Raw genomic sequence first — 14,302 nt, forward strand, 5'->3', positions numbered from 1 at the left:
CGCATTCCAAGGTGGCGGCACGCTCCTGCCCCGTTCCGCCTGCGCGACCAATGGCAGGATGTGTCCGTGCGCAGGCGTGAGGTGTTGAAGTCCGCCGGTCGCGGCGTGATGGGCCTGGCGTTGCTGGCGGTGACCGCGGGGACGTCGTCCGCCTGCGGCTCCGGTGGTGACGACGAGATCGACCCGCTCCAGGAGCCCTACGAGACAGCCGTCGCCGACGCGGAGATGGCGCGTTCGGCCGCCACTGCGGCCACCCCAGCGATCGCCCGGGCGCTGACGCAGATCGCCTCCGAGCGCGCGCAGCACGCCCAGGCCCTGGCCGACGAGCTGGCGCGTGAATCGGGCCAACCGGCGCCGACCACCACGACCGAGACCACGACGTCGACGGCTGCGGGCGCGACGGGATCGGCCCCGCCACCGCCGTCGCCGTCGGACGTCGCGATGATGCTGCGCCGCTCCGGCGAGAATGCCGCCGCCGTCGCCGCGTCCCAGTCGGGGTATCGGGCTGGACTGCTGGCCTCGATCGCCGCAGCGTGCACCGCATCAGTGACCGTGACACTGCCACAGGAGAAGGCCGGCTCATGACCACCGAGCAGAACTCCCCGGACGCCGACCGACCCACCGATCCGGCCGCCGCGGCGCTGTACGACGCGCTGGTCACCGAGCACGCCACGATCTACGGCTATGGCATCGTCTCGGCGCACTCGACGCCCGAGGACAACTATCTGGTGGCCCAGGCCATGGCGAGCCACCGCGAACAGCGTGAGGCGCTGCTGAGGATGCTCGACCGCCGCTCGGTAACCGCCCCGCTCACCGCCCCTGGCTATGAGCTGCCGATGAAGGTCGACGACCCCGACGATGCCGCGAACCTGGCGCTGCTCATGGAGAACGACGCCGCGGTCGCCTGGCGCGCCGTGGTCGAACAGACCGAGGACAGCGAGGAGCGCGCCTACGCGGTGGCGGCCCTGACGCAGAGCGCGGTGACCGCCGCGCAATGGAAACAGATCCTCAAGGTCTGGCCCGTCACGGTGCCGTTTCCCGGCGGCAGCGAGTAACGCCACTCACTGCGCGCCGGGCGCCGTTCGGATTTACCTCAGCGCGTCGGCGATCGCCGTGGCCGCGCCCTCGACCGCCAATTCGGTGGTCTCACCGGTGAACCGGTTGCGCAGTTCCAGCACGCCGTTGGCCCACCCGCGACCCACGACGACGATCCACGGCACGCCGAGCAGTTCGGCGTCCTTGAACTTCACCCCCGGCGAGGCCGTGCGGTCGTCGAGCAGCACGTCCAGCCCCAACCGGTCGAGGTCGCGCGCCAGGTCGGTGGCGCCGGACCGTGCCGCGTCATCCTTGTTGGCGATCACCAGGTGCAGGTCGAAGGGTGACACGCTGGCGGGCCAGCGCAGCCCCAGGTTGTCGTGGTGCTGCTCGGCCAGCACCGCAACCAGACGCGACACCCCGATGCCGTAGGAGCCCATGGTGAGTCGCACCGGCTTGCCGTCCTCACCGAGGACGTCGGCCGAGAACGCGTCGGTGTACTTGCGGCCGAGTTGGAAGATGTGCCCGATCTCGATGCCCCGTGCGCTGACCAGCTCACCCGCACCGTCCGGTGAGGGGTCGCCGTCACGAACCTCGGCGGCCTCGATCGTGCCGTCGGCGGTGAAGTCCCGTCCGGCCACCAGCCCCACGACGTGCTTGTTGGGCTCGTCGGCGCCGGTGATCCAGGACGTGCCGTCGACCACCCGCGGATCGATGAGGTAACGGACTCCGTTGGCCTGCAGTGCCTTCGGGCCGACGTAACCCTTGACCAGGAATGGGTGCTTGGCGAAGTCGGCGTCGTCGAGCAGTGCGTACTCGGCCGGTTCGAGGGCCGCGCCCAGGCGCTTGTCGTCGATCTCGCGGTCGCCGGGCACGCCGATGGCCAGCAGTTCCCACTCCCCGCCCGGTTCGCGAACCTTGAGCAGCACGTTCTTCAGGGTGTCCGCGGCGGTCACCGTCCGGCCCGCGAACTGGGGCAGGCCGGCGCCGTTGGCCCAGTCGACCAGCGTCGCGATCGTCGGGGCGTCCGGAGTGTCGTACACGACGGCCTCGGCCTGACCCTCGATCGGCAGCGCAGCCGGCACATGGGTGACGACGGCCTCGACGTTGGCGGCGTAGCCCGACTCCAGGCAGCGCACGAAGGTGTCCTCACCGACCTCGCTCTCGGCCAGGAACTCCTCGGAGGCGCTGCCGCCCATGGCCCCGGAGACCGCCGACACGATGACGTAGTTGACGTCGAGACGCGAGAAGATCTTCTGATAGGCCTCGCGGTGCGCGTGGTAGGCGTTCTTCAGGCCGCCGTCGTCGATGTCAAACGAGTACGAGTCCTTCATCAGGAACTCACGACCCCGCAGGATGCCCGCGCGAGGACGCGCCTCGTCGCGGTACTTGGTCTGGATTTGGAACAGGATCAGCGGGAAGTCCTTGTAGGAGTTGTACTCCCCCTTGACCGTCAGCGTGAACAGCTCTTCGTGGGTGGGCCCGAGCAGGTAGTCGTTCTTCCGGCGGTCCTGCAGGCGGAACAGGTTGTCGCCGTACTCGGTCCAGCGGTTGGTGGCCTCATAGGGCGCGCGCGGCAGCAGGGCCGGGAAGAGGATCTCCTGCGCACCGATGGCCTCCATCTCCTCGCGGACGACCTTCTCGATCCGCCGCAGCACGCGCAGCCCCAATGGCAGCCAGCTGTAGAGGCCGGGGCCGATCGGGCGGACGTAGCCCGCGCGGATCAGCAGCTTGTGGCTGGGTACTTCGGCATCGGCTGGGTCGTCTCGGAGTGTTCGCAGGAACAGCTCCGACATACGCGTGATCACGGGAGGCCAGCTTATACGCGGGCGGCAGCTCACCCGCCCCCGCCTCATCCGGCGAGCAGACGCGGACTCGCACGTTTCGAGGCGAATTCAGGCGATTATGTGTCTGCTCGCGAGATCGGGCTAGAGCTCGCCCGCGTCCAGGGCGTCCTTGACCTCTTGCGCGTGTGCGACCTGCTTGGCGGTGTAGCCGATGAACAGTGCCGCGGCGCCCACGAGTACGGCGACTGCCGCCACCCACAGCAGGCCGTGGGTGTAACCGGCGTCCAGGGCCGCCAGTTGCGCGTCGTTCATGTTCTTGACGGGGCCTGTGGTACCGCCCAGGTACAGCGTGCGGGACGTGATGACGGCCTGGATGATGGCCAGCACGACGGGCCCGCCGAGGTTCTGCAGCATCAGCGCGATCGCGGTGACGGGGCCGATCTCGTCGAAGCCCACGCCGGCGATCGCCGAGACGGTGAGCGGAACCACGATCATGCCGATGCCGAGGCCGCCGACGACGATCGGGATCACGAGGTTCGGGAAGTACGGGATGCCCGCATTCAGCGTCGAGCCGTAGATCATGGCGCCCAGCACGAGGATGCCGCCGCCGATCACCAGCAGACGCGGCGGGAACAGCGACACCAGGTGCGACGAAAGGCCCAGTCCGACGCCGAGGGCGATCACGAACGGGATGAAGCCGACGCCCGCCCGCAGCGCGCTGTACCCCATGATGTCCTGCACGTACAGGCCGATCAGCACAGTCAGCGTGAACATGACGCCGCCGGCCAGGAAGATCGCGGCGAAGGTCGCCACCCGGTTGCGGTCGCGGAACAGCGCGAACGGGACCACCGGGTTGACCGCGCGGCGTTCGACGAAGACGAAGGCGGCGAAGCACACCAGCGCCGCCAGGCCCGAGCCGAGCGTGATCGGGGTCAGCCAGCCGTGCTCGGGTCCGCTGGAGAAGCCGAGCACCGCGGCCGTGCAGCCGAGGGTGGCCAACAGCGCTCCGGCCGCGTCGAGCTTCATCCGCTCGCGGTGCGTCTCACGCAGGGTGTTGTAGGCGAGGTAGATGACCAGCAGGCCGATCGGCACGTTGACCAGGAAGGCCAGCCGCCAAGACACCTCGGTCAGCGCGCCGCCGACCACGAGGCCCATGACGGAGCCGACGCCGGTCATCGCGGCGAAGACCGCGGTGGCGGCGTTGCGTGCGGGTCCCTTGGGGAACGTCGTGGCCACCAGCGCCAGGCCCGTGGGGCTCGCGATGGCCGCACCGACGCCCTGCAGCAGTCGCGCGATCACCAGGGTGGCCTCGTCCCATGCGACACCGCACAGGATCGAGGCGATGGTGAACAGCGCGACACCGACGATGAAGGTCCGCTTGCGCCCGATCGTGTCGCCGAGGCGGCCGCCGAGCAGCATCAGGCCGCCGAAGGTCAGCACATACGCGGTGATGACCCAGCTGCGGCCGGCGTCCGAGAGCCCGAGCTCGTCCTGGATCTGGGGCAGGGCGACGATCGCGATGGTGCTGTCCATCGTCGCCAGCAGCTGCATTCCGCCGATCGCGACCACGGCGTAAATGAACCGACGCGACGGCAGCCAGGGCGGCAGTGACCGGCCGGAACGCTCGATCTCCGATGGTTCGACGCGCACCGGAAGTGCGCGGTCATCGGTGGGAGCAGCGCCCGACTCTGCCCGCTCTGCATCATTGAGAGCCGTCATAGCGGCCTACCCTACAGTAATATTAAGAGTTGTTTAAGCGACCGAGGTCAGAGCGAGGCCGAACCGATACCTTCGCTCATGTTCACGACCGGCCCGATCACGATGATCGCCGGCGGCCTTATCCCCTCGGCACGCACGGTCTCCGCAACATTGCCCAGCGTGGCGCGCACCTGGCGTTCGGACGTGGTGGTGCCGTGCTGGATCACGATCACCGGAGTGTCCTGCGGACGTCCGCCCGCGAGCAGCACGTCGGCGAACAGTTCGATGCGCTCCACGGCCATCAGCAGAACCAGAGTCCCACTCAGCGCTGCCAGGGCGGGCCAGTTCACCAGCGACTCCGGGTGATCGGGCGCCAGATGGCCGCTGACCACCACGAACTCGTGGTTGACGCCGCGGTGTGTGACCGGGACGCCCGCCATCGCGGGGACGCCGATCGCGCTCGTCACGCCGGGCACCACTGTGACGGGGATCCCAGCCTGGGTGCAGGCGATGACTTCCTCATACCCGCGCGCGAACACGAACGGATCGCCGCCCTTGAAGCGCACGACGAACTGTCCGGCCTTGGCGCGGTCGATCAGCACGCTGTTGATCGCCTCCTGGGCCATCGCGCGGCCGTAGGGGATCTTCGCGGCGTCGATCACCTCGACGTGGCTGGGCAGTTCGGCCAGGAGTTCGGCCGGTGCGAGTCGGTCGGCGACGACGACGTCGGCCTGTGAGAGCAGTCGGCGGCCGCGCACGGTGACGAGTTCCGGGTCGCCGGGGCCGCCGCCCACGAGCGCGACTGTGCCCTTGAGCGCCGAGGTGCCCGCCTCGTCGCGTCCCGCGCCGATGACGCCGCTGGACAGCGCCTCGTGGATCGCGGTGCGGATCGCGGACGACCGGCGGTGCTCGCCGCTGGCCAGAACTCCCACTGCGAGTCCCTCGTGTTCGAAGGTCGCGGGAGTGACGGCGGAGCCCTCGACCGCGACGTCGGCGCGCACGCAGAAGATCTGCCTGCTGTCGGCCTCGGCCACGATGGCCGCGTTCACCTCGGCGTCGTCGGTGGCCGCAATGGCGTACCAGGCGCCGGCGAGGTCACCCTCGCGGTAGTCCCGCAGCGTCAGCGTCACGCCGGCCATGGCCTCGACCGAGGGGGTCGCGGTGCGTGCGATGACATGCACGTCGGCCCCGCTGGCCACGAGCAGGCCCAGTCGTCGCTGGGCCACTGTTCCCCCACCGACGACAACGACCTTCTTGCCGGCCAGCCGCAGGCCGACCAGGTAGGCGTTCTCGATCACCCGGCGAGCCTACGACGCCGCCGCGTGTGCGACGAACCGCCGCACCCCCTCGGGCGTCCCGGCCGGATGGGTGTGCAGGTACGACGCGTGCACCCCGCCATGAACCGCGCCGTCGCCGGCCACGGTCCCGTCGGCCCGCCGGAACCGCCAGGCGGGAGCGTACTCCTGCGCGAAATCAACTGTGGTGCGGTGGAATTCATGACCAACGACGCGTTCCCCTGCACGCTGCACCGGCGAGTCGGCGACCGCGACGGCCTCGCGGTAGCCCAACGTGAGCCGCGAGGTGAATCGCGCCGAGCCGTGCAGCACATCACACATCTCGTGCCCGTCGAGGTCCGTCATCAGGTAGGTCAGCCCGGCACATTCGGCGTGCACCGGGACGCGCTGGGCCAGATCTGCGATCTCGGCGCGCAGGGCGGTGTTGGCCGACAACTCGGCGGGGTACTGCTCGGGGAACCCGCCCGGCAGCACCAGGGCCGCGGTCCGTTCGGGCAGGCGATCGATCAGCGGGTCGAACTCCACGACCTGGGCCCCGGCCGCACGAAGCAGTTCGGCGTGCTCGGCGTAGGCGAAGCTGAAGGCGCGCCCGGCCGCGACGGCGACCACTGGCGAACCGGCCACCGGCGTCCCGACGGCACCCTCGGGTCGCCACGGGACGGCGACGCTGGGTGCGGCGGCCAGGGCGGCCACGGCGGCGACGTCGACATGCGTGCCGATCAGATCGGCCATCGCCGCGACGGCGGTCCGGGCCGCCGCGCCGTGTTCGACGGCGGTGATCAGCCCGAGATGCCGCGACGGCACCTCGAGTTCGGCGAGTCGCGGAATCGCGCCGAGCACCGGCACTCCGGCGGCCTCACACGCCTGACGCAGCACCTCTTCATGGCGCGCGCTGCCGACGCGATTGAGCACCACACCGCCCAACCGGGTTCCGGAGTCGAACGTCGAAAATCCGTGCAGCAGAGCCGCAATGCTGTGACTCTGGCCGCGGGCGTCCACCACCAGCAGCACGGGCGCCCGCAGCAGGCCCGCCACATGCGCGGTCGAACCCGTCGCCGGAATGGCGCCTGAAGGCTCGATCCGTCCGTCGAACAGGCCCATCACGCCCTCGATCACCGCGATGTCGGCGCCCGTGCTGCCATGTGCGTACAACGGTCCGATGAGCTGCTCGCCGACCAGCACGGGGTCGAGGTTGCGGCCGGGCCTTCCGGTGGCCAGCGCGTGGTATCCCGAGTCGATGTAGTCGGGGCCGACCTTGAATCCGGCCACCCGTCTTCCGGCCCGGACCAGTGCGGCCATCAGACCCGTTGCCACCGTAGTCTTTCCACTGCCCGAGGACGGGGCGGCGACGACGACGGCCGGGGTCACCACTCGATGCCCCGCTGGCCCTTGCGTCCGGCGTCCATGGGGTGGCGGACCTTCGCCATCTCGGTGACCAGGTCGGCGGCCTCGATCAGCGGCGCGGGCGCGTCCCGGCCGGTGATCACGACGTGCTGGGTGCCCGGCCGACTCCGCAGCGTCTCCACGACCGCGTCGACGTCGACCCAGCCCCACTTGAGCGGGTAGGTGAACTCGTCCAGCACATAGAAGCCGTGTCGTTCCTCAGCGAGGCGGCGGGCGATCTCTGCCCAGCCTTCGGCCGCGGCCGCGGCGTGGTCGGCCTCGTCCCCCTGTCGGCGCGACCACGACCAGCCCGAGCCCATCTTGTGCCATTCGACGGCGCCGCCGGTGCCGTGTTCGTCGTGCAGCGTGCCGAGTTCGCGGAAGGCGTTCTCCTCCCCCACCTTCCACTTGGCGCTCTTGACGAACTGGAACACCGCGACGTCCAGGCCCGCGTTCCAGGCGCGCAGCGCCATGCCGAACGCGGCGGTGGACTTCCCCTTGCCCGCGCCGGTGTGCACCGCGAGGACGGGCTGATTGCGGCGAGCCCGCGTGCTCAGCCCGTCGTCGGGCACGGCGATCGGACGACCCTGTGGCATGACTCTGCGCTCTCTTTCGATCAGGCGGCGCTGCGCACCACGGCCGTCAACGCCTCGGCGCGCAACTGTTCCAGACGCAGCACGGGCGCCCCCAGTGCGTCGGCCAGCACCCCCGCCAACCCGAGCCTGATATAGGACGTCTCACAGTCCACCACCACCGCTGACGCTCCCTCGGCGACCAGGCGTGCGGCGGCGATTCGGCTGCGGCCCAACGGGTCCGGGCCGCCGGTGGCTCGACCGTCGGTCAGCACCACGACCAGCGGACGCCGGGTTCGGTCCCGCACCTTCTCACGCCGGACCAGATCGGCCGCGGCCAGCAGACCCTGCGCCAGTGGCGTCCTGCCCCCGGTGTCGAACCGCGCGAGGCGACGCCCGGCGATGTGCGCCGACGTGGTCGGCGGAAGGAGAAGCTGCGCCTGATCGGCACGGAAGGTGATGACCGCAACCTTGTCTCGGCGCTGATAGGCGTCGCGGAGCAGCGAGAGCGCGGCACCACTGACGGCCGACATGCGGTCCCGGGCGGCCATCGACCCCGACGCGTCGACGACGAAGATCACCAGGTTGCCCTCGCGACCCTGCCGTACGGCCAAGCGGATGTCGTCGACGTCCGGCCGTAGCCGGCCCGCCTGCCGCGAGCGCCCCGCGGTCGCGAGCATCGTCGCGAACAGGTGCAGACCGTCACCGGTGTCGCCCGGACTGACACCCACCACGGCGCCGGATCTGTTGCGGGCCACCGATCGTCGGCCCGGGGCGCCCTCGCCCACGCCGGGCACCCGAAGCGCCCGGGTCTGGAAGGTCGGTGTCGGCGCGGCGCTCTGCTGCGCCGGTGCGGGAGATGGGGAGGGCGAACCCTCCGACTGCCCACTGGTCTCACTCTCGGCAGGCGGTGGCGTACCGCCGCCGGGCGGATCCGAGTCGGGGTCCGGATCGGGCTCCGGTTCCGGGCCGGTGTCCTGGTCGCCGAGGATCTCATCGAGCGCACCGGGGTCAAGGCCGGGATCGTCGAACGGGTCACGGCGACGGCGATGCGGCAGCGCGAGTTCGGCCGCGACTCGAATGTCTTCGGCGGCAACGTGTTCAGCACCGCGCCAGGCGGCGTGGGCGACGGCCGTGCGGGCCACCACCAGATCGGCACGCATACCGTCGACGTCGAAGGCCGCGCACAGCGCTGCGATTCGGCCCAGTTCGTCGTCGCCCAGCACGACGCCGGCCACCCGTGTACGGGCGGCAGCGATGCGGCGGGCGACGTCGGCGTCGGCGTCGGCAAACCGCGCCGCGAACCCCTGCGGGTCGGCCTCATACGCCAACCGGGCTCGGATCACCTCGGTGCGCACCGCCACCTCGCGGGAGGCGCGGACGTCGACGGTCAGGCCGAACCGGTCCAACAGCTGCGGACGCAGTTCCCCCTCCTCGGGGTTCATCGTGCCGATCAGCACGAATCGCGACTCATACGAGTGCGAGACACCGTCGCGTTCGACGTGCACACGCCCCATCGCCGCGGCGTCCAGCAGCACGTCCACGAGGTGGTCGTGCAGCAGGTTGACCTCGTCGACGTAGAGCACGCCGCGATGCGCGCGCGACAGCAGCCCCGGGGAGAACGCGTGCTCGCCGTCGCGCAGCACCTTCTGCAGGTCCAGCGACCCGATAACCCGGTCCTCGGTGGCGCCGATCGGCAGCTCCACCAGGCAGGCGCCGTCGATCGAGGACAGGATGCCGGCCAGGGCCCGCACCGCGGTCGACTTCGCGGTGCCCTTCTCGCCGCGGATCAGGACGCCGCCGATCTCGGGACGCACGGCGCAGAGGATCAGCGCGAGCCGCAGCTGGTCGTGGCCGACGATGGCGCTGAACGGAAAGTCCGGGTGGCTCACGGTGTCTCCTCGATGCGCCCCGGGCGGAGCATGGGCACGTGCGGAATGCCGTCCTCGACGAATTCGTCGCCGGCGCGGACGAATCCGTGCTGGGCGTACATCGCCTCAAGGTAGGTCTGGGCGTCGATGCGGCAGGGGTGATCCCCGACGTCGGCCAGCGCGGCCTGCAGCAGCCTGCTGGTGTGGCCTTCGCCCCGGCTGCTCTGTCTGGTGCAGACGCGGCCGATCCGGAAGGACTTCTCGCCGCCCGGGTACTCCTCCATGAGGCGAAGCGTCGAGATCACTTGGCCGTCGGGCTGTTCGAGCCAGAAGTGCCGGGTCTCGGCCAGCAGGTCACGCCCATCCAGTTCCGGATACGCGCAGGCCTGCTCGACGACGAAGACTTCGACGCGCAGCTTCAGCAGTTCGTAGAGGGTGGCCGCGTCGAGGTCCCGAGCCCAGCTTCGGCGCAGCGCAACCGTCACACCACGCCCGCAGGCTCGGGATCGTCGCTGCCGTGCGCGGGCGAGGGGGCGTCGGCACCGACCGTGAGCGCCTGCGCACCCGCATCGGCACCGGCCTCCAGGCCCAGGACCTTGGTGCCCCACGACCACACCTCGTCGAACAGCGCGGGGTTCTCCGAGAGCTTGGTGCCCAGCGACGGGATCATCTCCTTGAGCTTGGGCTGCCACTGCGCGTACTGGTCGGCGAAGCAGCGCTCCATGACCTCGAGCATCGCGGGCACCGCGGTGGACGCACCCGGCGAGGCGCCCAGCAGGCCGGCGATGCTGCCGTCGGCCGCCGAGAGCACCGTGGTGCCGAACTCGAGCGTGCCGCCCTTGCCCTTCGCGGGCTTGATGACCTGCACGCGCTGACCGGCCACCGACAGTTCCCAGTCGGCGTCCTGCGCACTGGGCGCGAAGACCCGCAGCGCATCGACCCGGTCGGCCTCCGACATCAGGAGCTGGGCGATCAGGTAGTTCACCAGGCTCATCTGTGTCAGGCCGACGCCGACCATCGAGGCGAGGTTGTCCGGCTTGACCGACAGTGGGAGGTCGAGGAAGTGGCCCTGCTTGAGGAACTTGGGCGACCATCCGGCGAAGGGGCCGAACAGCAGCCACTGCTTGCCGTTGATGATGCGGGTGTCGAGGTGCGGTGCCGACATCGGCGGTGCGCCCAGGGGCGGGAAGCCGTACACCTTGGCCCGATGACCGGCGGTGACGGATGCGTTGGAGGTGCGCAGGAACTGCCCGCCGACCGGGAAGCCGCCGTAGCCCTTGGCCTCGGCGATGCCCGACTTCTGCAGCAGCGGCAGGGCGTCGCCACCCGCGCCGACGAACACGAACTTGGCTTCGATACGACGCACCAGGCCCGTGCGGCGATTGCGCACCTTGACCGTCCACGTGCCGTCGGAGTTCTTCGACAGGTTGCGCACCTCATGCCCGAACAGCACCGACGTGCCGTTGCGCACGCCGTATCCGATGAGCTGCTTGGACAGTGCGCCGAAGTCGATGTCGGTGCCGTCGGTGGTCCAGTTCAGCGCGACGGGTTCGGCGAACGTGCGCTGCGCGGCCATGAACGGCAGTCGGCGGGCGAACTCGTCGTTGTCGTTGATGAACTCGGTGGTCGCGAACAGCGGGTTCGACGCCAGGGCGTCGCGGCGCTTGCGCAGGTACTCGACCCGGTCGGCACCCTCGACGAACGACACGTGCGGCACCGGGTTGATGAAGCTGCGGGCGTCGGTCAGCACGCCGCTCTCGAGCGCGTGTGACCAGAACTGCCGGGACACCTGGAACTGCTCGTTCACGGTGACGGCCTTGCTGATGTCGATCGACCCGTCGGCGTTCTCGGGCGTGTAGTTGAGCTCACACAGCGCCGAGTGGCCGGTGCCCGCGTTGTTCCACGGATCGCTGCTCTCGGCGGCGGCCCCGTCGAGGCGTTCGATCATCGTGATCGACCAGTTCGGCTCGACCAACCGCAGCAACGCCCCGAGCGTGGCGCTCATGATGCCGGCACCCACCAGCACGACGTCGGTCTTGACTGTCTGACTTGTCTTGGCGTCTGACACCGGTTTGCCGATCCTTTGTTCCGTCGGGTGATCCGATGTCAAGGTTATCCCGCTCAGTCTGCGGAGAAACTGTCGAGGCGGGTGATCTTCACCCCAACGGCCACGATGCGCAACACGAGACGCGACTAAGGTGAACACGTGACGGCATGGGAGACCGACGTCCTGCCCGGCTACCACCAGCACACTCTCGAACTGGGTGCTGACCCCGACGGCGAGGGTGACCTCTACGCCACGCTGGTCCGGCGTGGTTCGGCAGCACCCGCGGCGCACGCAGTGCTCGCGGTGCACGGCTACACCGACTACTTCTTCAACACCGAACTGGCCGAGTGGTTCGGCGCGCGCGGTTTCGCCTTCTACGCGCTGGACCTGCACAAGTGCGGCCGGTCCTGGCGGGAGGGCCAGACCCCGCACTTCACCACCGACCTGGCCCGCTACGACACCGAACTGCAGCGTGCGCTCGAGATCATCGCGCGCGAGACCGGCGGGGCTCCAGTGTGCGTATATGGGCATTCGGCGGGTGGCTTGATCGTCACGCTGTGGCTCGACCGCCTCCGGCAACGGGACCTCACGGCCACGCTGGGCGTCGGCGCGCTGGTGCTCAACAGCCCGTTCTTCGATCTGCACGGCCCGGCGATCCTGCGGGCGGCGCCTACGCGGGCCGCACTGCGCGCGCTGGCGCGGGTCCGCAAGACTCGGGTGGCGCGCAGGCCGACCCAGGGTGGCTACGGCACATCGCTGCACCGGGATTACGCCGGCGAGTTCGACTACAACCTGGCGTGGAAGCCCGTGGGCGGATTCCCCATCACGTTCGGCTGGATCAGTGCGGTGCGTCGCGCGCAGGCCAGCCTGCACCGCGGGTTGGATGTCGGGGTGCCCAACCTGATCCTGCGATCCGACCGCAGCGTCCCGGAGGCTCAGGGCGACCCGGACGCCATCGCCCGGGGGGACGCGGTACTCGACGTGCGTCAGATCGCGCGGTGGGCGGGGTGCGTGGGTGACCACACCACGGTCGCGCCCATCACCGACGCCAAGCACGATGTGTTCCTGTCGCTCGCGCAACCGCGGGCGCAGGCCTACCTCGAACTCGACGAGTGGCTGCAGCGCAGGGTGACGGGCACCCACCAGAGCGACACCCGCCAGGCGGGCTCGAACTCCTCCAACAGAAGACAGGGCTGACGTGGACCATTTCGATCTGACGATCATCGGAACCGGCTCGGGCAACAGCATCCTCGACGAGCGCTACGACTCGAAGAGGGTGGCGATCTGTGAGCAGGGCACCTTCGGCGGCACCTGCCTCAACGTCGGGTGCATCCCGACCAAGATGTTCGTCTACGTCGCCGAAGTCGCCGCCACGATCCGGGAGTCCGCGCGGTACGGCATCGACGCCCGCATCGACGACGTGCGCTGGCGCGACATCGTGTCCCGGGTGTTCGGCCGCATCGACCCGATCGCATTGGGCGGGCAACGGTATCGGCGGTCCTCCCCCAACGTCACGGTGTTCGATTCGCACACCCGGTTCGGCCCCACCCGCTCCGACGGCCGCCATGTGCTGCGCACCGAGGCGGGCGACGAGTTCACCTCGGATCAGGTGGTGATCGCCGCTGGCGCCCGCGCCGTTGTGCCGCAGGCGATCACCGACTGCGGCGTCGAATTCCACACCAGCGACACCATCATGCGGATTCCGGACCTGCCGGAGCACCTTGTGATCATCGGTGGCGGGTTTGTCGCCGCGGAGTTCGCGCATGTGTTCTCGGCGTTGGGAACTCGGGTCACCTTGGTGCTGCGGGGGGCGACCATGCTGTCCTACTGCGACGACGACATCGGCGAGCGGTTCACCGACATCGCATCGCGCAAGTGGGAACTGCTGATGCACCGCAACGTCACCGGCGGGAGCACGGACGCCAGCGGCACCACACTGCACCTCGACGACGGTTCGACGTTGCATGCCGACGCGGTCCTGGTCGCGACGGGACGCCGCCCCAACGGCGATCTGCTGGACGCCGGACTGGCCGGGGTCAAGGTCACCGACGGCGGTCAGGTCGTCGTCGACGAGTACCAACGCACCACCGCGCGTGGCATTTTCGCGCTCGGCGACGTCAGCTCGGACTATCAGCTCAAGCACGTCGCCAACCACGAGGCCCGCGTGGTGCGGCACAACCTGCTGCAGGACTGGGACGACACCGAGCAGTTGGTGCCCGCCGATCACCGGTTCGTGCCGTCAGCGGTGTTCACCGACCCGCAGGTCGCGTGTGTCGGCATGACTGAGAACGAGGCCCGCGCAGCGGGTCTCAACCCCAAGGTCAAGCTCCAGGATTACGGCGACGTGGCCTACGGGTGGGCCATGGAGGACACCACAGGGACGGCCAAGATCGTCGTCAACGCCGACACCGGCGACATCCTCGGCGCGCACATCATGGGCTATCAGGCCTCGACGCTGATTCAGCCGCTGATCCAGGCCATGAGCTTCGGCCTGCGCGGGCAGGACATGGCCCGCGGGCAGTACTGGATCCATCCGGCGCTGCCCGAGGTGATCGAGAACGCGCTGCTGTCCCTGTGCGGTGAACCGTCCTGGCCGCCACCCAAGCGGCACTGA

At 69.7% G+C, this 14,302-nt stretch carries 12 protein-coding genes; 4 read left to right on the top strand and 8 right to left on the bottom strand.

The genetic code is table 11. From position 1 onward, the window contains the following. Nucleotides 1-66: 66 nt before the first annotated feature. Nucleotides 67-585: a hypothetical protein gene (locus G6N34_RS14290; protein WP_163645401.1), complete on the top strand. Its 519-nt coding sequence runs from the start codon at nucleotides 67-69 to the stop codon at nucleotides 583-585. Beyond that, on the top strand, nucleotides 582-1,055 hold the full coding sequence (locus tag G6N34_RS14295; RefSeq protein WP_085152644.1) for a ferritin-like domain-containing protein: 474 nt from the start codon (nucleotides 582-584) through the stop codon (nucleotides 1,053-1,055). Before G6N34_RS14290 ends, G6N34_RS14295 begins: the two co-directional genes overlap by 4 nt. Nucleotides 1,056-1,088: 33 nt before the next feature. Here G6N34_RS14295 and G6N34_RS14300 read toward each other — a convergent pair whose 3' ends face one another. The 8 genes from G6N34_RS14300 to mqo all read right to left on the bottom strand — a co-directional run bounded on the left by G6N34_RS14300 (nucleotide 1,089) and on the right by mqo (nucleotide 11,709). Beyond that, the gene (locus tag G6N34_RS14300) at nucleotides 1,089-2,843 is read right to left on the bottom strand and encodes a proline--tRNA ligase (protein WP_085152645.1); all 1,755 of its coding nucleotides are present in this window, start codon (nucleotides 2,841-2,843) and stop codon (nucleotides 1,089-1,091) included. A 120-nt stretch (nucleotides 2,844-2,963) separates the two neighbouring features. After that, nucleotides 2,964-4,541 (bottom strand): MFS transporter, encoded by a 1,578-nt coding sequence (locus tag G6N34_RS14305; protein WP_085152646.1) that lies wholly within the window; start codon nucleotides 4,539-4,541, stop codon nucleotides 2,964-2,966. A 47-nt stretch (nucleotides 4,542-4,588) separates the two neighbouring features. Beyond that, entirely contained in the window at nucleotides 4,589-5,818 is a 1,230-nt protein-coding gene (gene cobA, locus G6N34_RS14310) for a uroporphyrinogen-III C-methyltransferase (RefSeq protein WP_085152647.1), read from the bottom strand. A 9-nt stretch (nucleotides 5,819-5,827) separates the two neighbouring features. Further along, nucleotides 5,828-7,186 carry a cobyrinic acid a,c-diamide synthase CobB gene (locus tag G6N34_RS14315; RefSeq protein ID WP_085152648.1) on the bottom strand — a complete coding sequence of 453 codons (1,359 nt, stop codon included), beginning with the start codon at nucleotides 7,184-7,186 and terminating at the stop codon, nucleotides 5,828-5,830. Then, the gene (gene cobO / locus G6N34_RS14320; RefSeq protein ID WP_085152649.1) at nucleotides 7,180-7,794 is read right to left on the bottom strand and encodes a cob(I)yrinic acid a,c-diamide adenosyltransferase; all 615 of its coding nucleotides are present in this window, start codon (nucleotides 7,792-7,794) and stop codon (nucleotides 7,180-7,182) included. The genes G6N34_RS14315 and cobO overlap by 7 nt, the downstream gene beginning before the upstream one ends. A gap of 20 nt (nucleotides 7,795-7,814) precedes the next feature. Then, nucleotides 7,815-9,662 carry a magnesium chelatase subunit D family protein gene (locus tag G6N34_RS14325; protein WP_085152650.1) on the bottom strand — a complete coding sequence of 616 codons (1,848 nt, stop codon included), beginning with the start codon at nucleotides 9,660-9,662 and terminating at the stop codon, nucleotides 7,815-7,817. Further along, entirely contained in the window at nucleotides 9,659-10,126 is a 468-nt protein-coding gene (locus G6N34_RS14330) for a GNAT family N-acetyltransferase (protein WP_085152651.1), read from the bottom strand. Before G6N34_RS14330 ends, G6N34_RS14325 begins: the two co-directional genes overlap by 4 nt. Next, nucleotides 10,123-11,709, bottom strand: coding sequence for a malate dehydrogenase (quinone) (mqo, locus tag G6N34_RS14335; RefSeq protein ID WP_085152652.1), 1,587 nt, complete (start codon nucleotides 11,707-11,709; stop codon nucleotides 10,123-10,125). Before mqo ends, G6N34_RS14330 begins: the two co-directional genes overlap by 4 nt. A 138-nt stretch (nucleotides 11,710-11,847) precedes the next feature. On the opposite strand from mqo, the gene G6N34_RS27745 reads away from it, so the two are divergent. Next, on the top strand, nucleotides 11,848-12,885 hold the full coding sequence (locus G6N34_RS27745) for an alpha/beta hydrolase (protein WP_085152653.1): 1,038 nt from the start codon (nucleotides 11,848-11,850) through the stop codon (nucleotides 12,883-12,885). A gap of 1 nt (nucleotide 12,886) precedes the next feature. Further along, complete coding sequence (gene mtr / locus G6N34_RS14345) at nucleotides 12,887-14,302, top strand: mycothione reductase (protein ID WP_085152654.1); 1,416 nt, start codon at nucleotides 12,887-12,889, stop codon at nucleotides 14,300-14,302.

The sequence above is a fragment of the Mycolicibacterium confluentis genome, assembly GCF_010729895.1.
GTDB classification, from domain to species: Bacteria; Actinomycetota; Actinomycetes; order Mycobacteriales; family Mycobacteriaceae; genus Mycobacterium; species Mycobacterium confluentis.

Bases quoted from the DNA above. Each gene is read 5' to 3' on its own strand.
- cobO (WP_085152649.1), bottom strand. From the start codon at position 7,794: ATGCCACAGGGTCGTCCGATCGCCGTGCCCGACGACGGGCTGAGCACG.
- G6N34_RS14305 (WP_085152646.1), bottom strand. From the start codon at position 4,541: ATGACGGCTCTCAATGATGCAGAGCGGGCAGAGTCGGGCGCTGCTCCC.
- G6N34_RS14295 (WP_085152644.1), top strand. From the start codon at position 582: ATGACCACCGAGCAGAACTCCCCGGACGCCGACCGACCCACCGATCCG.